This window comes from Corynebacterium variabile (genome assembly GCF_006539825.1).
Lineage (GTDB): Bacteria > Actinomycetota > Actinomycetes > Mycobacteriales > Mycobacteriaceae > Corynebacterium > Corynebacterium variabile.
Window position 1 is genome coordinate 186,885 of sequence record NZ_BJNT01000004.1, and the last position, 18,600, is coordinate 205,484.

21 protein-coding genes are annotated in these 18,600 nt (G+C 68.5%); 16 read left to right on the forward strand and 5 right to left on the reverse strand.

The window, feature by feature from the left end; genetic code table 11:
- Window positions 1-9: 9 nt before the first annotated feature.
- From CVA01_RS02570 to CVA01_RS02610, 9 genes are all read left to right on the forward strand, one after another.
- Window positions 10-414 carry an urease subunit beta gene (locus CVA01_RS02570; RefSeq protein WP_141328390.1) on the forward strand — a complete coding sequence of 135 codons (405 nt, stop codon included), beginning with the start codon at window positions 10-12 and terminating at the stop codon, window positions 412-414.
- On the forward strand, window positions 414-2,141 hold the full coding sequence (gene ureC / locus CVA01_RS02575; protein ID WP_014011087.1) for an urease subunit alpha: 1,728 nt from the start codon (window positions 414-416) through the stop codon (window positions 2,139-2,141). The genes CVA01_RS02570 and ureC overlap by 1 nt, the downstream gene beginning before the upstream one ends.
- 5 nt (window positions 2,142-2,146) lie before the next feature.
- Entirely contained in the window at window positions 2,147-2,881 is a 735-nt protein-coding gene (locus CVA01_RS02580; RefSeq protein WP_244938099.1) for an urease accessory protein UreF, read from the forward strand.
- Window positions 2,882-2,891: 10 nt separating this feature from the next.
- Entirely contained in the window at window positions 2,892-3,554 is a 663-nt protein-coding gene (gene ureG, locus CVA01_RS02585) for an urease accessory protein UreG (RefSeq protein WP_014011085.1), read from the forward strand.
- Complete coding sequence (locus CVA01_RS02590) at window positions 3,551-4,555, forward strand: urease accessory protein UreD (RefSeq protein ID WP_141328392.1); 1,005 nt, start codon at window positions 3,551-3,553, stop codon at window positions 4,553-4,555. Before ureG ends, CVA01_RS02590 begins: the two co-directional genes overlap by 4 nt.
- A gap of 201 nt (window positions 4,556-4,756) precedes the next feature.
- The gene (locus tag CVA01_RS02595; protein WP_041630777.1) at window positions 4,757-4,954 is read left to right on the forward strand and encodes a helix-turn-helix transcriptional regulator; all 198 of its coding nucleotides are present in this window, start codon (window positions 4,757-4,759) and stop codon (window positions 4,952-4,954) included.
- A gap of 1 nt (window position 4,955) precedes the next feature.
- The gene (locus tag CVA01_RS02600; protein WP_141328394.1) at window positions 4,956-5,432 is read left to right on the forward strand and encodes a sodium/proton-translocating pyrophosphatase; all 477 of its coding nucleotides are present in this window, start codon (window positions 4,956-4,958) and stop codon (window positions 5,430-5,432) included.
- A gap of 63 nt (window positions 5,433-5,495) precedes the next feature.
- Window positions 5,496-6,275 (forward strand): NAD-dependent deacylase, encoded by a 780-nt coding sequence (locus CVA01_RS02605; protein ID WP_141328396.1) that lies wholly within the window; start codon window positions 5,496-5,498, stop codon window positions 6,273-6,275.
- A 227-nt stretch (window positions 6,276-6,502) separates the two neighbouring features.
- The gene (locus CVA01_RS02610) at window positions 6,503-8,230 is read left to right on the forward strand and encodes a purine-cytosine permease family protein (RefSeq protein WP_141328398.1); all 1,728 of its coding nucleotides are present in this window, start codon (window positions 6,503-6,505) and stop codon (window positions 8,228-8,230) included.
- A gap of 3 nt (window positions 8,231-8,233) precedes the next feature.
- Here CVA01_RS02610 and CVA01_RS02615 read toward each other — a convergent pair whose 3' ends face one another.
- A complete protein-coding gene (locus CVA01_RS02615; RefSeq protein WP_141328400.1) occupies window positions 8,234-8,812 on the reverse strand; it encodes a gamma carbonic anhydrase family protein in 579 nt (192 codons plus the stop codon).
- Between the two features lie 58 nt (window positions 8,813-8,870).
- Between CVA01_RS02615 and CVA01_RS02620 the strand changes: the two genes are divergently transcribed.
- Complete coding sequence (locus tag CVA01_RS02620; RefSeq protein ID WP_014011078.1) at window positions 8,871-9,368, forward strand: flavodoxin family protein; 498 nt, start codon at window positions 8,871-8,873, stop codon at window positions 9,366-9,368.
- An 11-nt stretch (window positions 9,369-9,379) separates the two neighbouring features.
- On the opposite strand, the gene CVA01_RS02625 is transcribed toward CVA01_RS02620, so the two are convergent.
- The gene (locus tag CVA01_RS02625; protein ID WP_141328402.1) at window positions 9,380-9,706 is read right to left on the reverse strand and encodes a hypothetical protein; all 327 of its coding nucleotides are present in this window, start codon (window positions 9,704-9,706) and stop codon (window positions 9,380-9,382) included.
- 104 nt (window positions 9,707-9,810) lie between these two features.
- On the opposite strand from CVA01_RS02625, the gene CVA01_RS02630 reads away from it, so the two are divergent.
- From CVA01_RS02630 to CVA01_RS02640, 3 genes are all read left to right on the forward strand, one after another.
- Window positions 9,811-10,860 (forward strand): NAD(P)H-dependent flavin oxidoreductase, encoded by a 1,050-nt coding sequence (locus tag CVA01_RS02630; protein WP_141328404.1) that lies wholly within the window; start codon window positions 9,811-9,813, stop codon window positions 10,858-10,860.
- A 63-nt stretch (window positions 10,861-10,923) separates the two neighbouring features.
- Window positions 10,924-11,613: a hypothetical protein gene (locus CVA01_RS02635; RefSeq protein ID WP_073883430.1), complete on the forward strand. Its 690-nt coding sequence runs from the start codon at window positions 10,924-10,926 to the stop codon at window positions 11,611-11,613.
- 27 nt (window positions 11,614-11,640) lie between these two features.
- Window positions 11,641-12,036 carry a DUF488 domain-containing protein gene (locus CVA01_RS02640; RefSeq protein WP_014011074.1) on the forward strand — a complete coding sequence of 132 codons (396 nt, stop codon included), beginning with the start codon at window positions 11,641-11,643 and terminating at the stop codon, window positions 12,034-12,036.
- 164 nt (window positions 12,037-12,200) lie between these two features.
- Here CVA01_RS02640 and xdhC read toward each other — a convergent pair whose 3' ends face one another.
- Genes xdhC through CVA01_RS02655 form a run of 3 tightly spaced genes read right to left on the reverse strand, consistent with a single transcriptional unit; the run spans window position 12,201 to window position 16,914 of the window.
- Complete coding sequence (gene xdhC / locus CVA01_RS02645) at window positions 12,201-13,010, reverse strand: xanthine dehydrogenase accessory protein XdhC (RefSeq protein ID WP_141328406.1); 810 nt, start codon at window positions 13,008-13,010, stop codon at window positions 12,201-12,203.
- The gene (gene xdhB / locus CVA01_RS02650) at window positions 13,007-15,391 is read right to left on the reverse strand and encodes a xanthine dehydrogenase molybdopterin binding subunit (RefSeq protein WP_141328408.1); all 2,385 of its coding nucleotides are present in this window, start codon (window positions 15,389-15,391) and stop codon (window positions 13,007-13,009) included. The genes xdhC and xdhB overlap by 4 nt, the downstream gene beginning before the upstream one ends.
- Window positions 15,388-16,914: a xanthine dehydrogenase small subunit gene (locus CVA01_RS02655; RefSeq protein WP_170209666.1), complete on the reverse strand. Its 1,527-nt coding sequence runs from the start codon at window positions 16,912-16,914 to the stop codon at window positions 15,388-15,390. The genes xdhB and CVA01_RS02655 overlap by 4 nt, the downstream gene beginning before the upstream one ends.
- A gap of 306 nt (window positions 16,915-17,220) precedes the next feature.
- Between CVA01_RS02655 and CVA01_RS02660 the strand changes: the two genes are divergently transcribed.
- The 3 genes from CVA01_RS02660 (at window position 17,221) to CVA01_RS02670 (ending at window position 18,596) form a co-directional block, all read left to right on the forward strand.
- Window positions 17,221-17,562 (forward strand): GlsB/YeaQ/YmgE family stress response membrane protein, encoded by a 342-nt coding sequence (locus CVA01_RS02660; protein ID WP_170209667.1) that lies wholly within the window; start codon window positions 17,221-17,223, stop codon window positions 17,560-17,562.
- Window positions 17,563-17,637: 75 nt separating this feature from the next.
- The gene (locus tag CVA01_RS02665; protein WP_141328414.1) at window positions 17,638-17,940 is read left to right on the forward strand and encodes a GlsB/YeaQ/YmgE family stress response membrane protein; all 303 of its coding nucleotides are present in this window, start codon (window positions 17,638-17,640) and stop codon (window positions 17,938-17,940) included.
- A 131-nt stretch (window positions 17,941-18,071) separates the two neighbouring features.
- Window positions 18,072-18,596, forward strand: coding sequence for a maleylpyruvate isomerase N-terminal domain-containing protein (locus tag CVA01_RS02670; RefSeq protein WP_268741911.1), 525 nt, complete (start codon window positions 18,072-18,074; stop codon window positions 18,594-18,596).
- The last annotated feature ends 4 nt before the right edge of the window (window positions 18,597-18,600 follow it).

Here is an 18,600-nt window from a genome sequence, read left to right on the forward strand (position 1 = left end):
AGAACCACCATGTCCGGATCCGCCGCCGGCTACGGCACCGCACCGGGTGCCGCGCCGACCATCGAGCTCAACCCGGGGCGTCGTACCACCACGCTGCGGGTCGCCAACACCGGTGACCGCGCCGTCCAGGTCGGTTCGCACTACCACTTCTTCGAGGTCAACCCCGCGCTCTCCTTCGACCGGGAGGCCGCCTGGGGCATGCACCTGTCCATCCCCTCCGGGCTGGCCGTGCGCTTCGAACCCGGAGACACCCGTGAGGTGGAGCTCGTGGACTTCGGTGGACGCCGCGTCCTGTTCGGTTTCGCGGGGCTGACCGAAGGAGCCCTCGATGACCCGGCCGTGAAGGCCGCCGCGCTGGAGAACCTTCCTGTCTTCCTGGCCAGCAATGACACACTCCCGGAGGAACTGAACTGATGAGCTCGATCGACCGACACCGCTACCAGGAGATCTACGGCCCCACCACCGGGGACACCGTCCGGCTGGCGGACACCGACCTCACCGTACGCATCACCCGTGACTTCCTGGCGGACGCCTACGGCGACGAGTCCGTCTACGGCGGCGGCAAGGCTGTGCGCGACGGCATGGCCCAGGACCCCACCGCCACCGCGGCGACCGGCGCGCTCGACACCGTCATCACCGGCGTCATCGTGCTCGACGCCGTCGCGGGCGTGGTCAAGGGTGATGTCGGCATTCGCGACGGCCGCATCGTGAAGATCGGCAAGGCCGGCAACCCGAACACCCAGGACGGCGTGGACCCGGAGCTGGTCATGGGGCCAGGTACCGAGGTCATCGCCGGTGAACACCGCGTCCTCACCGCGGGTGGGGTGGACTCCCACATCCACTACATCACCCCGCAGCAGGCAGAACACGGCCTCGCCGGCGGCATCACCACCTTCTTCGGCGGCGGGACCGGACCGGCCGAGGGGACGCTCGGCACGACCTGCACCCCGGGCCCGAACGGCGTGCAGTTCATGCTGCGCGCCGCCGAGGGCATGCCGGTGAACACCGGCTTCCTCGGCAAGGGCTCCGGAGCCCTGCCCGAGGCGCTGGCCGAGCAGATCGTCGGCGGTGCCGCGGGCCTGAAGATCCACGAGGACTGGGGTGCGACCCCGGCGAACATCCGCAACGCCATGGACGTCTGCGACGAGTACGACGTGCAGCTCGCCATCCACACCGACACCCTCAACGAGGGCGGCTTCTTCGAGTCCACGGCCCGGGCCTTCGGCGGACGCACCGTCCACACCTTCCACTCCGAGGGCGCCGGCGGTGGTCACGCCCCGGACATCCTCCGGGTCTCCGGCATGCCGAATGTGCTGCCCGCCTCCACCAACCCGACGCTGCCGTACACCGTGAACTCGGTGGAGGAACTGCTGGACATGGTGATGGTCTGCCACCACCTGTCCCACGACATCCCCGAGGACGTCGCCTTCGCCGACTCACGCGTGCGCGCCGAGACCATCGCGGCGGAGACGGTCTTCCACGATCTGGGCCTGATCAGCATCTTCAGTTCCGACTCACAGGCGATGGGACGCGTCGGCGAGTCCTGGCAGCGCGCCTTCCAGACCGCCCACCACTGCAAGGTGGAGCTCGGTGAGCTGGAGGAGGACAAGGGCCACGGTGACGACAACGAGCGCGTCCTACGCTACGTCGCGAAGATCACGGTCAATCCGGCGATCGCCCAGGGAATCGGTGAGCACGTCGGCAGTATCGAGCCCGGAAAGCTCGCCGACCTGGTGCTCTGGCCGGTGGAGACCTTCGGCGCGAAGCCCCGGCTGGTGCTGCGCCAGGGACGCATCGCCTACGCCCAGATGGGTGACCCGAACGCCTCGCTGGCCACCCCGCAGCCGGTCTACTACCGCGACATGTTCGCCAACTACGGCACCGCACTGCAGGCCACCCGTGTGACCTTCATGAGCCAGGCCGCGATCGAGGCCGGCGTCCCGGAGCAGCTGGGCCTGACCTCGACCGTTCTGCCGGTGAAGAACACCCGCACCATCGGCAAGAAGGACATGGTGCGCAACAACCGTACCGCCGACATCCGCGTCGACCCGGACACCTACGAGGTCTCCGTCGACGGCGTCCACGCGACCATCGCCCCGGCGGAGTCCCTGCCGCTGGCGCAGAAGTTCTTCCTGTTCTGAGTGCTGTGACGTCGCCGATGCTCCCGTTCCTGCAGGCCATGACCTACGCTGATTCGGCGTATCCGTCGGGCCGCTACACCCTGTCCCACGGGCTCGAGGGCCTGGTGCAGGCGCACCGTGTGACCGGGGCGGACGCGGTGCAGCGCGTCCTCCTCGACCATCTGCGGCACACCGCGGCACCCGGCGACGGGGTGGCGACTGCGGCGGCAGCGACCGCTGATGCAGTGGATCCGGACACACTGGTCACCATCGACCACGAGCTCTCGGCGACGAAGGTCACCCATGAGCTGCGGCGGGCGTCCACCCGTGTCGGACGCCAGATGCTGCAGGTCACGACAGATGTCGAGGCCCGGTTGGGACAGGAACAACTGGAGCCGTTGCCGTCGTATGCGGCGGCGGTGGCAGCGAAGCAGACCCCCGGCAACCAGGCTGTCGTCGCCGGGCTGATCCACGCCTCCCACGGCCTCACCCCGGCCGAGGCGGTCGCCACGGAACTCACCGGGTTGGCTGTCGGTTGGGCCGGTGCCGCGCTGCGCCTGCGCCAGTGCGACCACATCGACGCCCAGGTCATCATCACCGCCGCCCACCCGGTCATCGCCGAACTCGCCGAGGAGTGCGTCGCCGTAGCGTCCGACCTGCTGCAGTCCGGGCAGTGGCGGCTGCTCGGCCGCGCCAGCCCCGGCAGTGACCTCGGCTCCGCCTCCCACGAGACCGCCCCCGCCCGCCTGTTCATGTCGTAGAAAGGACACCATGACAACCTCCCCCGAGACCTCCCCTCTGGCCTCCTCCGATCCCGTGACCGGTTCCGGATCCCCGCTGCGCATCGGCATCGGCGGCCCCGTCGGCTCCGGCAAGACCGCCCTTATCGAGGCGCTCGTGCCGCTGTTCGTCGACGCAGGACGCCAGGTCGGCGTCATCACCAACGACATCTACACCCAGGAGGACGCCCTCCACGTCCGCCGTGAACTCGACGGCATCATCGACCCGGAGCGCATCGTCGGCGTGGAGACCGGGTCCTGCCCGCACACCGCCGTGCGCGATGACCCGACGATGAACCTCATGGCCGCCGCCGACCTCATCGACGAGCACCCCGAGATCGACACCGTCTTCTTCGAGTCCGGCGGCGACAACCTCACCCTCACGTTCTCCCCGGCGCTGGTCGACGTCTTCGTCTTCGTCCTGGACACCGCCGAGGGGCAGAAGATGCCGAAGAAGCGCGGGCCGGGCATCACCGAGTCCGACATCCTCGTCATCAACAAGACCGACATCGCCCAGTACGTGCGCTGTGACCTTGACATCATGAACACGGATGCCATCGCGGTGCGCGACGGCAAGCCGGTGATCCTCACCGACTGCCTGGCGAACAAGGGCATTGCGGAGCTCGCGGCGGCCCTGGAGGAGTACCGGGCGTGACGTCAGCCGTGCCGGTCGGGCGGCCTCCTGCCCCGCGACTCGACCCGGTGGCGCTGACGCCGCCGGTGCCGTGGGAGTTCGCGTCCTTCCTTGAGGATGCTGAGGACGCCGCCTCCGACGGCGTGCAGCCGGTAGGACGCCCCGGCAAGGTCGGCGTCCTCGATCTGTCCCTGGGTGTGGACGCCGCGTCATCAGTGCAGAAGACCGGCGTGACCTCCCGGTACGTCAAGGCGCCAATGCAGTTCACCCGGCCGCTGTACATTGATCCGGCCGATCCCGGGGAGGCCTTCGTCTATGTCCGGTCGACCGGTGGCGGGCTGGCACAGAACGACCGGATCCGGCAGCGGGTGACTCTCGGCGACGGGGCGCGGGCGACGGTCACCACCCCGGCGGGCACGCCGGTGCACCGGATGAATGCCGGGCTCGCCACGCAGTGGATCAGTCTGACGGTGGGGGAGGACGCGGTGTGCGAGTACCTGCCCGGACAGAACACCCTCTTCGCTGGCTCGCGGTTACTGCAGGTCACGGATGTTGATCTGGCCGACTCGGCGACGCTGCTCGCTGCGGACGTCATCCTCACCGGACGTCTGGCCCGTGGTGAACGCGACCTCTTCGACGCCCTGGGCCAGTGCTGGCGGGTCGAGCGGGGTGGACGGCCGTTGCTCTCGGACATGATGTGCGTGGTCGGTGCCGGCCAGGGGCGCTCCGAGATGCTGCTGTCGCGCTGGCCGGTGTGGGGCACCGTGCTCATCGTGCCGCCGGCCGGTTCACCAGTGAAGGAACTGCTGGCGTCTGTCCGTGATCTGCTGGTGGAGCGGTGTGCAGGTGTCGCCGCCGAAGACCTGACCGCCGCAGCGTCCACCATGGTCAACGATGCGGGGATCACCGTGCGGGTGGCGGGGGAGGACCCGGTCACCGTGCGCGCGATCGTGGATGCCGTGCACGATCACGCCCGTCGAGCCCTGCTGGGCCGGCCCGCCGTGGACCTGCGCCGCATGTGAGCTGCCCCGGGATTCGGGGCTGTCGGCATCTTGGGACCGCAGGATGGAAAACCGCCGCGAAACCATCCTGCGATCCCAAGATGCCGACATGCCCTCTTTCTGAGAAGACCTCCCCGTCACTCTTTCTGGCTATGATGTAAAGAATACTGTACATTGTGACGTGTGAACGATACATCGAAGGATGCGGCCGAGACGACCAACATGGTCCGTCGCTGGCGACGCTGGGAGGAACTCTCGCAGGCGGAGCTGGCGGAACGGGTCGGTGTGTCCCGGCAGACGATCGCGAACATCGAGAAAGGCAACTACTCGCCCTCGGTCCATCTCGCACTGGCTATCTGCCGCGAGCTGGGCCGCACCGTGGAACAGATCTTCGGTGACGAGCAGGAACAGGAACAGTGACATGAGCTACGCAGATACGTTCGTCGAGCGGGTCGGGAAAACGGTCGACGACGAATACCAGGAGCGCATCGTCCATCAGGCGTACACGGTCACCTGGCGGTACAGCTACTTCGCGACATTGATCGCGGCGGTGGTCCTCGCTTGGGCACTTCCCGGCAAGCTCTCGCTGTGGAGCGCTATGGTGCTGCTGCCGTTGGCTGTTTCCGGTGTGGCCGGTGACCGGTGGATGAAGCGGTACAGTCCGCGCCCCCGGGCATTGAACATGACGCGAGTGGAAGGCGTCGTCGTGGGAGTCCTGATGCTGGCCTGGATTGTCGGTGTCTTCCTGAGTGTGCAGGGTGGTGACAGCAGTATGGCCTGGGGTGTGGTGACTGGTGGGATTGTCGGTGCGATCATCGGTTTTCCGGTCGCGGCCTGGTGGTTGAAGCGTGCGCGGGGTGCGGATGAACAGCGCCTGGACGCCGAGCTGGAGGACTGAGGGGCAAGACGCCGACACGTTCGGGGTGCCGCTGACTGAGCGCATCTCACTACCCTCGGGGCCATGACTTCTGTCGCGATCCCCACCGACCTGCAGGACGCCGCGCGCTCCGCCCGCCGCGTCGAAGTCTTCACCGGCGCCGGCATGAGCGCGGACTCCGGCCTCGACACTTTCCGGGACGCCACCACCGGTCTGTGGAGCAACGTCGACGCCCAGGCCATGGCCACCCTCGACTCCTGGCGTCGCGACCCCGACCCCATGTGGGCCTGGTACCTGTGGCGCGCCGCCCGCGCCAGGGACGCAGCCCCCAACCCCGGTCACCTCGCCATCGCCCGCTGGCAGGACGCCCTGACCGGTGGCAGCGACAGCGACGGACACCTCCACGTCACCACCCAGAACATCGACGACCTGCATGAACGCGGCGGCGCGACGGATGTCTCCCACCTCCACGGCAGCCTGCTGGCCTTCCGCTGCTCCGAGTGTGGCCGTTCCGCACCGGAGCCCGACCTGCTGACCGAGGCGGTGGAACGGCTGACTCCGCAGGCCTGTGCAGAGTGCGGCGGGCCGGTGCGTCCCGGCGTGGTGTGGTTCGGCGAGGCACTGCCGGAGAAGGACTTCGCTGACGCCGAGGCCTCGATGCTCAGCTGCGACCTCGTCGTCATCGTCGGCACCAGCGGCGTCGTCTTCCCGGCCGCTGGCCTGCCGGAACTGGCGGTCCGCCGGGGCGTCCCCGTGGTCGAGATCAGTCCGGCGGCGACCGACCTCACGCAGCTGTCCACCTGGTCACTGCGGACCACCGCGGCGTCCGGCCTACCGGAACTGGTGGACGCTGCGCTGGCCTGAATCAAAATATCCGAGCAGGAATCCGCCGAAGCGGAGATGAACCTTCGTTCATACTCGGATATTTTGACGCTCCGGGCTCTGACGGACTCTGACGGTCCCTGACCAGCGGCGTCCCACGCCATCTCACGCGCCCGTAACCTGGGACGTCAGGTGAACGTCGCTTACACCCACGACGGAAACATCTACGGTCATGTGCATGTAATACGGCGTCCATAGCGTTGCCCGACATGACACCTCCAGTGGACACGCTCCAGCAGACCGCCACCCCGGCACCGGCCGTCCAGGCCGGTACATCGGGGTCCGGTACCTCACCTGCCTCCGCCGTCGACAACGTCGCCCCCGTCGGCACCGAAGACTTCTCCCTGCGCTTCGCCCCACGGCACTACCGGAAGTGGACGCCCGCCGCTGTCGCCGCGAGCGCCCTCGGCGGTATCGCCTACCTCGCCGACTTCTCCATCGGCGCGACCATCGGTGTCGAGCACGGCACCGTCAACGCTATCGGTGGCGTCCTCATCGCCGCACTCCTCATCTTCGTCTCCAGCTTCCCGTTGGCGTACTACGCCGCCCGCTACAACGTCGATCTCGACCTCATCACCCGCGGCTCCGGCTTCGGCTACAAGGGCTCGATCATCACGAACCTCATCTTCGTGTCTTTCACCTTCATCCTCTTCGCCACCGAAGGCGCGATCATGGCCCAGGGCCTGAAGGTCGGCCTGAACATACCGCTGTGGATCGGCTACGCGGTGAGCTCGCTGATGATCATCCCGCTGGTCATCTTCGGTATGAAGCTGCTGTCGAAGCTGCACTCCTGGACCAACCCGTTGTGGCTGGTCATGATGTTCGTTCCCCTGGTCGTGCTCATCATCCAGGAGCCGGACTCGGTCGGTACCTTCCTCGACTACACCGGCGAGGACGACAAGTCCGTCTCCTTCGCCGCGATGATGCTCGCCGCCGGCGTCTGCCTCTCGCTGACCGCCCAGATCGCCGAGAACATCGACTACCTGCGCTTCATGCCCCCGAAGACCGCCGCCAACCGGAAGTCCTGGTGGGCCGCGGTGATCTGCGGTGGCCCGGGCTGGGTCGTCCTCGGCGCGGTCAAGCAGATCATCGGCATCTTTCTCGCCGTCTACATGATCTCGGTCCTCGGCCAGGGCACGGACATCGCCGTCGAGCCGGTCAACCAGTTCATGAGTGAGTACAAGGAGATGATGCCCTCCTGGCTCGCCGTCACGCTCGCGGTGATCCTCGTGGTCATCTCCCAGATCAAGATCAACACCACCAACGCCTACTGCGGTTCCCTGGCCTGGACGAACATCTACTCCCGTTCGTTCAAGAAGTACCCGGGTCGGGTCTGGTTCGTGGTCTTCAACGTCGGCATCTCGCTGGCGCTGATGGAGTTCAACATGTTCAGCGTCCTGAGCTTCGTGCTGAGCTTCTACTCCAACCTCGCTATCGCCTGGATCTTCACTGTCGCCGCGGACATCGTCATCAACAAGTACATCCTGGGCCTGTCGCCGAAGGTCCCGGAGTTCCGCCGTGGCATGCTCTACGACTGGAACCCGGTCGGCATCACCTCGGTCATCCTGTCCGGCGGCATCTCCGTGGCCATGTTCTTCGGCGCCTTCGGTGACGGCATCTCCGCCTTCTCGCCGCTGTTCGCCGCGGTCATCGCGGTCGTCGTCACCCCGCTGGCCGCGGTGGTGACCAAGGGACGCTACTACCTGCGCCGCGCGCACGACGGCATCGACCTGCCGATGTTCGACGCCGACGGCAACCCGGTCGATGACCGGCTGACCTGCGCGATCACCGGCGAATCCTGCGAGCGACCGGACATGGTCGCCTCGGCGATCCCCGATGACAACGGGGGGACGCAGTACGTGTCATCACTGGCGCTCACGCTGGACGCCACAGGTCAGCACGTGCTCCCGGCCGACCCGCCGGACGACAAGCGGTAGGTCTCAGCCGAACCGGACCTCGTCCAGGCTCAGTGCGTCTTCCGGTGCGGACTGGCCCTTCGCCAGATCGACATACCCGGCGGCGTGGGTGATGAGGTGCTCCCGCTCCTCGGCGGACAGCTCCCGGCGCACCTTGGCCGGCAGCCCGGCGGCCAGAGAACCCGCCGGGATCTCCTGGCCCTCCAGGACGACGGCACCGCCGCCGATGATGCAGCCGGCGCCGATGACGGAGCGACTCAGCAGCGAGGACTGCATGCCGACCAGGGTGCCGTCGCCGACGGTACAGGCGTGGACGAGGGCCTGGTGACCGACGGTGACGTCCTCACCGATGACGGTCGGACTGTCCTCCTCGGTGTGGATGACGGAGTTGTCCTGGATATTCGACCGCGCGCCGATCCGGATCGACCCGACATCGGCGCGGATCACCACTCCGTAGAAGACGGAGGCGTCCTCGGCGATCTCCACATCGCCGACGATCACCGCGTTCGGTGCGACATAGGCGGAGGAATGGATGCGTGGGGCCTTCCCGTTGAACGGGAGGATCAGGGGACCGTTGGTGCGGGGCGACGGGAATCTACTCATATTCCCAGGCTAACGACATTCCGGGCCCGACGTGCGGGATGACGGGCATGATGGGGGTATGCCCTATCTACTCGTCGTCCACCACAGCCCCACCGACAAGCTCCGCGGCATCACCGACACCATTCTCCACGCCGCCGAGGGAGCTGCCGCCGAGGTCAACAGCACCCTGCCCGGGGAGCTCCACCTGGAGATCCGGGAGCGCAACGCCCTGGAACCGGACACCGCCGAACTGCTCGGCGCGTCCGCCCTGCTCTTCGGGACCACCGCCAATTTCGGGTACATCTCGGGCGCACTGAAGCACTACTTCGACTCGACCTTCATGGAGGTCACGAACGAGGACACCTACACCGCGCACAGCGTCCTCGCCGGGTACTGGATCCGTGGCGGCTATGACACCACCGGCGCAGAAAAGGCGATGACCGCCATCACCACCGGCTACGGGTGGAATACGGCGGTCGACCCGGTGTGCTTCACGGGGGACCCGGAACCGCACACCACGGAGCTGCGGGAGCTGGCGGAGAACACCGTCGGCGCCTGGTACGCCGCGGTGGCCTGATATCGGCCGGACTACTTCTTCTTGGCGTCCGACAGGAAGTGCGCCGCACCGGCGGCGACGGCGGTGACGGTGATGACCGACGGCCAGGCACCCATCTTCTTGGCCAGCGGGTGGGACACACCGAACGCGCCGAGGAACATGCCGGTCAGGCCGACGGCCAGCGGGGCGCCACCCTTGGCGGTCCAGGTGCGGTTCGCCCAACCCAGCGCGGCGATCATGGGGACGGTGCCCAGCGGGCGGATGCCGGTCTCCCGGGCGGTCACCCAGCCGCCGACGAGGCCCAGAGCCACGAGGGGAGCGGTGCTGACGTCTTTCGCGTTCTTCACGGTCATGTCCATGGGAACATACAGTACGCGGTGAACCGGCCTCTGTAGACTGCGGGACACACGACCGAAAACTGACGACAGTTTCCGAACGAGAACTCCGGAAGGGGAGACCACCTGTGGTCTACCGCGACGGCTACCAGCAGCCCGACCAGCACACGAACGCGAGCACGACCGCCGCACTCGGCGGACGCCTGACCAGAATCTGGGGAATCGACCTCCCCCTGGTCGGCGCACCCATGGCAGGCAGGGCGGGAGGACGCCTCGCCGCCGCGGTCAGTGCCGCCGGCGGGCTCGGCATGATCGGCGTCGGCGCACGCGCCACCCCGGAGTGGATCACCGCTGAAGCGGAGACCGCCGGGGCGGCCGGGAACTTCGGCATCGGCCTGATGGTCTGGGCCATCGAGGCGGAGGCGGCGGCGAACACGACGACCCCCGGTGTCTCCGCCCAGTTCGAGACGGCCCTGGCGACCAACCCGACCGTGCTCTCCCTCGCCTTCGGTGACCCCGCCCCCTGGGTCCCGGCCGCCCACGCCGCCGGGATCAGCGTCGTCGCCCCGGTCAACGACATGCTGCAGGTCCGTCAGGCGCTGGCCGCCGAGGTCGATGTCCTCTGCGTCCAGGGCACCGACGGGGGCGGGCACACCGGACGCCTCGGCACCATGCCACTGATGCAGGAAGTTCTCGACTACGTCGCCGTCCAGGCCCCCGGCGTCCCCGTGGTCGTCGCCGGCGGTATCGCCACCGGACGCGGCGTCGCCGCCGTCCTCGCCGCCGGGGCGGACGGGGCATGGATCGGCACCGCGCTGCTGGCGTCCCCCGAATCCCAGGGATCCGAGGAACTCAAGGCCGCCGCCGTGAAGGCGGGCAGCGGTACGACCGTGCTCACCGGGATCTACGACCGTGCCGAGCAGCAGAACTGGGACATCGCCCGGTGGCCCACCCGCACCGTGCGCAACGCCTTCGTCGACCGGTACAACAGTGACCCCTGCGTCACCGACGAGGAACTGGTCGCCGCACGCGCGTCCGGCGGGGAGTACGCCGAGGAGCTGAAACTGCATGCCGGACAGTCCGTCGGCCTGGTCCGTCAGCAGGCCCCGGCAGGTGACGTGGTGCGTGTCATCGCCGAGGAGACCGCACGGCTGCTCGGGCGATTCCGGTCCGCGTAACTCCGGGTGAACACAGAGTGACCGTGGCTCACCCCCGGGTGGAGGCGTAACGTCGGGGACATCATGTCTTCACCACGCGAGTCCTGCATGGGTGTCGACCTCACGGTCACCCCATGGCTCTATCCGGGACGCTGGCCCACCCGGTCCGGCACCCTGACCTCGGAAGGCTGGTTCCCCGGGGACCTCGCTCTCGCCGAAGTCGGCCTCGATGGCGGACGGCGCCCTGTCGTCGCCGTCGGATCGAACGCCTCCCCCGGGGTGATGCAGATCAAGCTGCGCCAACACGGCGTCTCCGAGACGGTCCCGTTCGTCCGGGCCTGCGTCCCCGATGTCGGGACGGCGTTCACCGCCCATGTCAGCCCGCGCGGCTACATCGCCGCCGCCCCGGTCCGCCGGGCCGGCGCCGAGGCCTCGATGTGGGTGAGCTTCCTCGACGACGACCAGCTCGCCGTCATCGACGAGACCGAAGTGCCGAACTACACCCGCGAGCACGTCCCGGACCCGTTGACCCTGTTCACCGGCGAAGTCCTCCACGGTTACGACGTCTACCGCAGCGCCTGGGGTCTCATCCCGGAACTCCCGTTCGCCCGCCGTCAGCACGCGGTGCTGACCCACCTGCGCTCCCGGTGCGTGGTGCCCTCCCTGCCCGAGGGGGACGCCGAGACCGTCGTCCGCGCGATGTGGACCGACCGTGACCTGGCCGACCGGGTCTCCGGTGAACTGCACGCGCTGGCCGTGGTCGACGGGTACTGAGCCGAACAGGGCGTAGCCTCAGAAGGTATGGGAACGCAGGAAAAGCAGGGAAAACTCGGTATCGCCCGCGCCTACGACGTGAGGGACGACGGCGCCGGAGACGCCGCGACCTTCCTCGTCGACCGTCTGTGGCCGCGGGGAGTGAAGAAGACCGACCTGCCGTTGACCGGCTGGCCGAAGGAACTCACCCCCTCGGCAGAGCTGCGCAAGGAGTTCCATGCCGACGCCCTGACCTGGGAACAGTTCGGGGACGCCTACCGGGCCGAACTCGATGAGCGGTACAGGGACGGGGAACTGGACGACGTTGTCGCCCAGCTCAAGGATGCTCTGGCTGAGGGCGACGTCCTCCTGCTCTTCGCTGGCAAAGACACCGACCACACCCACGCGAGAGTGCTGGAGGGCTGGCTTGAGCAGCAGCTGTAAGCCGGCTGCAGGCCGGCTTCAGCCCCGGTCGCGCGTACACGATCATCACGTTTTCGGGCCCGGCGTTGTACCGGTTCCCCGGATCCGTGATGATTGTGTACACGAGGTACGGCGGCGTCCCACGGAACAACGGCGTAGAACGCGCAGTGCACTGACAGCTGCGGCTACCACCGCTGGAGCAGCTGGGCCGAGACACTCACCGCGATCGTCGCGGGATGGCGTCCGCCCAGGTCAGGAAGACCGATCGGGCAGGTGATCCGGGCGATCTCCTCCGCGCTGAACCCGGCGTCCGCCAGCTTTGTCCGGAACCGCGCCCATTTCGCCGAGGACCCGATGAGCCCCACCGACCCGAGGTCGTCGGTCTCACGCAGGCGCGTCAGCAGCGCCTCGCACAGGTGCAGATCCTCGCCGTGATCGTGGGTCATCACCAGCACATGCGTCCCCGCCGGCAGGTCCGCGACCACGGATTCGGGGAGCATCGAGTGCACCGTATGCACCATCGCCGGGCAGTCGGCGACCTCGGCGGCGACCGCGGCGACCTGGTCGGGCCGGGAATCACAGAACCAGAGCTCGGCGTCCTGCCTTGAGAGGATGCGGGCCAGCTCCAGACCGACATGGCCGGAACCGAACACGGCGACGGCCGGCACCACCGGCAGATGCTCAAGCAGCACGGTCACCTGTCCGCCGCAGCACTGGCGGCCGTGGTCGTAGGGCACGCGGTCATTGAGCGCGAAGTCGAGGAACTCCGGCGCCACCGTCTCACCGGCCGATGCGTCGGCGAGGATCTCGCGGGCACGGTCGACCGCCCCGGCCTCCAGGTTGCCGCCGCCGACGGACCCGAGGACCTCAGATGCGGTGACCAGCATCTTCGCCCCGGCCTCCCGGGGTGCGTGACCGCGCCGGGCGACCAGCGTCACCAGGATCGAGGGGACGCGGCGGGCGCGCAGGTCCGCGGCGTCCGCGACCCAGCTCATGAGCCCACAGGTGCGGTGCTCCGCACCCGCTCCACCGCCCAGTACACCGCCTCGGGAGTGGCAGGCGACGGCAGATCGACAACGGCGTGACCGTCACCGGACGCGAACGCCGCCACGGCCTGCCGCAGTGCCTCGCGCACCGAGAACGCCAGCATGAACGGCGGCTCGCCGACGGCCTTCGAGCCGTACACCGCACCCTCCTCGTGTGCCTTGTCCAGCAGCTCCACGTGGAACTCCGGGGGCAGCTCGGACAATGAGGGGATCTTGTAGGTGGACGCCCCGGCCGTGGTCAGGCGTCCGGACCCGCGGTCGCCGTCATGGTTGCCGTCGTCCCAGCGCAGGTCTTCCAAGGTCAGCCAGCCGGCACCCTGGACGAACCCGCCCTCGATCTGGCCGAGGTCGATCAGCGGAGACAGGGAGTCGCCGACGTCGTGGACGATGTCCACCCGGCGCAGTTCATAGGAGCCGTCGAACCGGCTGACCTCGACCTCTGCGGCGGCGACACCGTAGGCGAAGTACTTGAACGGCTCGCCCTGCATCACCGACGCGTCCCAGTGCAGGCCCTCGGTGCGGTAGAAGCCGGACGCCGAGAGCTGCACCCGCTGCATGTACGCCGTACCGACCAGGTCCTCCCAGGTCAACGATCCGTCCGTGCCGAGTGCGGTGACCAGACCGCGGGAGAACCGCACATCCGCAGGTGGCACACCCAGGCGGGACGCGGCGACGACCCGCAACCGGTCGATGATCTGCTCGCAGGCGTCCTTCACCGCCCCGCCGTTGAGGTCGGAGCCGGAACTCGCCGCGGTCGCCGAGGTGTTCGGCACCTTGTCGGTCCGGGTCGGGGCCAGACGCACCGTCGACAGCGGTACGCCGAGGGTCGTGGCCGCGACCTGCAGCATCTTGGTGTGCAGGCCCTGGCCCATCTCGGTGCCGCCGTGGTTGATGAGCACCGATCCGTCCTTGTAGACCAGCACCAGCGCGCCACCCTGGTTGAAGGCGGTGAGGTTGAAGGAGATGCCGAACTTCACCGGCGTCATCGCCAGGGCGCGTCGCCGGTCCGGGTGCGTGGCGTTGAACCGGGCGATCTCCGCCTCGCGACGCTCCACCGCGGCATGGTCGATCACCTGGGACCAGGCGGCGTCCAACCGCTCCGGGTGACGCACCGGCATGTCGTAGGGGGTGTGGTCGCCGGGACAATAGAAGTTGCGTCGCCGGATCTCCCGGGCGGGGATGTCCAGAGTCTGGGCGATGCGTCCGAGGATGTCCTCGATGACGATCATGCCCTGCGGTCCGCCGAAGCCCCGGAAGGCGGTCTGCGAGGTGCGGTGGCACCGGGCGATCCGCCCGTGCACCGCGATGTCCGGGATCCGGTAGGCGTTGTCGACATGGCACATCGCCCGCGCCAGGACGGGTTCGGACAGGTCCAGTGACCAGCCGCCGTCGGCGGTGAGCGTGACATCCAGGGCCGTGAGGACGCCTTCGTCGGTGAACCCGACGGTCCAGGTGGAGTGGAAGCCGTGACGCTTACCGGTCATCGTCATGTCCTGGGTGCGGGTCAGCCGCACCCGCACCGGGCGTCCGGTGAGCGTGGCACCGATCGCGGCGACGGCCGCGTACCCGTGCGGCTGCATCTCCTTGCCGCCGAAGCCGCCGCCCATCCGCAGCGACTGCACGGTGACCTCGTGGGCGGGGACGCCGAGGACGTGGCTGACGATGTCCTGGGTCTCACTCGGGTGCTGGGTGGAGCACTGGATGAACACCTGCCCGGCCTCGTCGATCTGCGCGATCGACGCCTGGGTCTCCAGGTAGAAGTGCTCCTGGCCGGAGAACTCGAAGGTGCCGGACATGGTGTACTGCCCGGGGTCGGTCGCCGCGGTCGCCAGGGCGGAGGCGGCGTCCCCGCGCAGCATGGTCGGCTGTGCGCCGTGGAAACTCTCCTGCAGGATCGCGTCGGTGAGGGTCAGTACGGCGGGCAGTTCCTCGTAGTCGACCTCGACCGCGGCGGCACCCAGCCGGGCGACCTCGAGGGTCTCGCCGAGGACCCAGCACACGGCATGGCCGACGAACATGACCTCTCCGCCGTCCGCGTCAGGGAACAGCGGTTCATCGTGCTTCGTCCCGGCGTCATTCACCCCGGGCACATCGGCCGAGGTGAGGACGCGGACCACACCGAGGATGTCGTAGGCGGCGTCCACCTGCAGGTCGAGGATGCGGGCATGGGCGTGCGGCGACTGCACCGGGTAGGCGTGGAGGATGCCGGGATGGCGGTTGACCAGGTCATCGGTGTACAGGGCGGTACCGGTGACGTGCCCGGCGGCGGACTCGTGGGCGTGGGACTCGCCGACCACCGGGTCGGCGGGACGCTGCGAGAGCCGGCTCATCGGACTGCCTCCTGCGACTCCTGCGTCTCTACGAAGAAGCGTTCCAGCGATGTGCCGAGCATCGCCGTCCGGTAGGCGGAACTGGCGCGGTGATCGGACATCGGGGTGCCCTCGGCGCGCAGCACGGCGGCGGCTTCGGCGACGGTCTCCGCGGTCCACGGGTTGCCTTCCAGCAGCTCCTCGGTGGCGTAGGCGCGCAGCGGCGTCGCGGCGACACCGCCCAACCCGATCCGGGCCTTGACCACCACACCGTCGGTGACGGTGACGGCGTAGCCCACGGCGACCGAGGAGATGTCGTCGAAACGACGCTTCGCGATCTTGTGGAACGCGGTCAGCGGGGCCGGCCCCGAGGTGGGCGTCGGGATCCGGATTGCGGCGATGAGTTCGTCGGCACGGCGCACCGACTGCCGGTACCCGGTGAAGTAGTCCTCGAGCGGCACTTCGCGCTCGCCGTCGGCGGAGACGAGCACCAGCGACGCCTCCAGGGCGAGCAACGCCGGGGGAGTGTCGCCGATGGGGGAGCCGGTGCCGAGATTGCCGCCGAGTGTGGCGCTGTTGCGGATCAGGCGGGACGCGAACTGCGGCAGCAGCTGCCCGAGCAGTGGAACAGTACGGCTCAGCGACCGCTCGATCTCGGTGAGGGTCTGCGCCGCGCCGATCTCGACGTGGTCATCGGCCCAGGTGATGCCGCGCAGCTCCGGGATGCGGTCCACGGCCAGCACGTTCTCCGGGCGGTCACCACGGATGTTCACGAGGACGCCGTGGTCGGTCGATCCGGCGACAACCGTCGCACCCGGTTCATCCCGGAGGATCCGGACCGCCTCGTCCAGGGAGGTCGGACGCCGGAAGCGGGCGGTGGTGCCGGTCGGGGTGACCGAGGTCAGGTCGGTGTGGACCGGTGCCGGGGCCGGTCGGTCGCGCCGGGCGGCGAGGGGGTCGGTGGTCGCGGCATCCTCAGTCTGAGCCGTGCCGTCGAGGACCGCGGTGGCGCGGCGCGCGGCGTCCATGTCCGGTGTGGTGTCCGGTGCGGCGTCCGGGGTACCGAGCGCGAGGGCGGCGTCCCGGATCGGGCGGTAGCCGGTGCAACGGCACAGGTTGCCGGACAGGGAATGCAGGTCGAATGGCCGGTCAGACTCCGGGCGGTAGTATTCGGCGGCCATCGAACAGATGAAACCGGGTGTGCAGTAGCCGCACTGGGAACCGCCGGTGCGGGCCATCTCCTCCTGCACGGGGTGCAGGTCGGTGGTGGTTCCCAGTCCTTCGGCGGTGATGATCTCCTGGCCGTCGAGGGCGGCGGCGGGGATCAGGCAGGCATTGACCGGTACCCAGCGCGTGCGCTCGCCGGTGAGGGAGCCGGGGCGACCGTCGGGCCGGGCGACCATGATGGCGCAGGCACCGCACTCGCCTTCGGCGCAGCCCTCCTTGCAGCCGGTGAGTCCGTGGTCGCGCAGGGCGTCCAGCGCACTGGTGTGGACGGTGCTGCCGGTGGTGCCTGTGCCGGAGACGTCTGTCCGGAGAGTCACTCCGTTGACGGTCAGCTGTGCGGTGGGTGCTGTGGGTGAAATCTGTGCAGTTGTGTGTGCGGTAGTCACGGGTGGATCTCCTGGTGACTCGTGGTGGCCCGGACGCCTGGGTCCGGGCGCCCGGGCGGGATGTCTGTCCCGTCCGGGCCGTATAGCGTCCGACTGGCCACCTCTGACCGGTCAGAGTATTGCACCGCCGCGTTTCACGCAGGTTTCGGCACATGTTCATATCCGTGCCCGACTGTTCCTTCCGGTTCCTCACGAAACCCACGGCGGACACGGCCGATCTCGACTACTAATGAGGTCATGGAAACAACAGTGCTCGCACTAGGTTCTGCCCCACCCCTCAGTTTCGTCGCCTGGGTTCTCATCGGTCTCACCGTCGGAGTGCTCGTGGTGATGCTCGTCGCGGGCTCCCGCAGGGAGACGCCGGAGGACCAGACGCGGAGGGCCTACGTGACCGCGGCGATCGCCGGGCTGGTCGGGGCGGTCATCGGGGGCTGGATCACCACGCTGTTCGGGGTGGACGCCGTGGGTGGCGGGATGTACCTCAGCATGCTCACCGCCATCATCGGGGCAGCGGTCCTCTCGGGAGGGTCGACTCTGGTGGGGAAGAACCGGAAGGGTGCCGGTCAGGTCCGGTCGTAGCCTGCCCGACAACTGCAGCCCTTTCATTTCCGGGAGGGGCTTCCGCACAGGTCAGAACCGATGTAAGAATGGGGCATGGACACTTCAACGATCATCCTCGCCGCCGGCTCCACCCCCGCCCTCAGCTTCGTCGGCTGGGTCATCATCGGCGGCCTCGCAGGCTGGATCGGTTCCAAGATCATGGGCCGCGACAGCGAGATGGGCCTGGTGCTCAACATCATCGTCGGCGTCATCGGCGGTTTCCTCGGTGGCTGGCTGCTCACCCTCTTCGGCGTGGACGTCGCCGGTGCTGGCTGGATCTTCAGCTTCCTCACCTGCCTGCTCGGTGCGGTGATCTTCCTCTGGATCGTCGGCAAGCTCACCGGCAGCAGGAAATAGACCGGACCCAGGTCAGGAGAGGGTCATGGAACCCCGCGAATGGTTCGTCGCCGCATCGACAGCCTTCCGCGGGGTTCTTCCGTTGATCGGGGACGCTGACCTCAACCGACCCGGCCTGGGGGGACTGGGACATCCGGGCCCTGCTGGGGCACACCTGCCGGGCATTCCTCACCGTGGAGAACTACCTCGCGGCCGCCACAGCGGCGACGCCGACCGGAGAACTCCCCACCCCGGAGGACTACTTCCGGGCGACACGTGCCCGACTCGCCGATCCGACCGCCGTCATGCTGCGCGGCAGGGATGCGGGGCAGGCCCTCGGCCAGCACCCGCAGCAGACCGCCGCAGAGATCGCGGACCGGGTGACGCGGCTGGTCACCGTCACCCCGGCCGATGCCCCGGTCTCCACCCCGGTCGGCCGTATGACGCTGCGGGCCTACCTGCCCACCCGCGCCTTCGAACTGACCGTCCACGGCCTGGTCCGGGCCCTCGGTCTCCCGGACGATCCCGCCGGGGACAGTGCCGGGGCAGCCTTCGTCGACTGTCTCGGCCCGGCGGTCGACCTGTGCACGCGGATCGCCGCTCCCGCGGACCGGTTCGCGGGGCTCCGTGCCCTCATCGGCCGGGGGCAGCTCCCGCCCGGCTTCTCTGTGCTGTGACGGT

Excerpts from the sequence above, each read along its gene's own strand:
- CVA01_RS02570 (WP_141328390.1), top strand. The coding sequence starts at position 10 with ATGTCCGGATCCGCCGCCGGCTACGGCACCGCACCGGGTGCCGCGCCG.
- ureC (WP_014011087.1), top strand. The coding sequence starts at position 414 with ATGAGCTCGATCGACCGACACCGCTACCAGGAGATCTACGGCCCCACC.
- ureG (WP_014011085.1), top strand. The coding sequence starts at position 2,892 with ATGACAACCTCCCCCGAGACCTCCCCTCTGGCCTCCTCCGATCCCGTG.
- CVA01_RS02595 (WP_041630777.1), top strand. The coding sequence starts at position 4,757 with ATGGTCCGTCGCTGGCGACGCTGGGAGGAACTCTCGCAGGCGGAGCTG.
- CVA01_RS02600 (WP_141328394.1), top strand. The coding sequence starts at position 4,956 with ATGAGCTACGCAGATACGTTCGTCGAGCGGGTCGGGAAAACGGTCGAC.
- CVA01_RS02605 (WP_141328396.1), top strand. The coding sequence starts at position 5,496 with ATGACTTCTGTCGCGATCCCCACCGACCTGCAGGACGCCGCGCGCTCC.
- CVA01_RS02610 (WP_141328398.1), top strand. The coding sequence starts at position 6,503 with ATGACACCTCCAGTGGACACGCTCCAGCAGACCGCCACCCCGGCACCG.
- CVA01_RS02615 (WP_141328400.1), bottom strand. The coding sequence starts at position 8,812 with ATGAGTAGATTCCCGTCGCCCCGCACCAACGGTCCCCTGATCCTCCCG.
- CVA01_RS02620 (WP_014011078.1), top strand. The coding sequence starts at position 8,871 with ATGCCCTATCTACTCGTCGTCCACCACAGCCCCACCGACAAGCTCCGC.
- CVA01_RS02625 (WP_141328402.1), bottom strand. The coding sequence starts at position 9,706 with ATGGACATGACCGTGAAGAACGCGAAAGACGTCAGCACCGCTCCCCTC.
- CVA01_RS02635 (WP_073883430.1), top strand. The coding sequence starts at position 10,924 with ATGTCTTCACCACGCGAGTCCTGCATGGGTGTCGACCTCACGGTCACC.
- CVA01_RS02640 (WP_014011074.1), top strand. The coding sequence starts at position 11,641 with ATGGGAACGCAGGAAAAGCAGGGAAAACTCGGTATCGCCCGCGCCTAC.
- xdhC (WP_141328406.1), bottom strand. The coding sequence starts at position 13,010 with ATGAGCTGGGTCGCGGACGCCGCGGACCTGCGCGCCCGCCGCGTCCCC.
- xdhB (WP_141328408.1), bottom strand. The coding sequence starts at position 15,391 with ATGAGCCGGCTCTCGCAGCGTCCCGCCGACCCGGTGGTCGGCGAGTCC.
- CVA01_RS02660 (WP_170209667.1), top strand. The coding sequence starts at position 17,221 with ATGGAAACAACAGTGCTCGCACTAGGTTCTGCCCCACCCCTCAGTTTC.
- CVA01_RS02665 (WP_141328414.1), top strand. The coding sequence starts at position 17,638 with ATGGACACTTCAACGATCATCCTCGCCGCCGGCTCCACCCCCGCCCTC.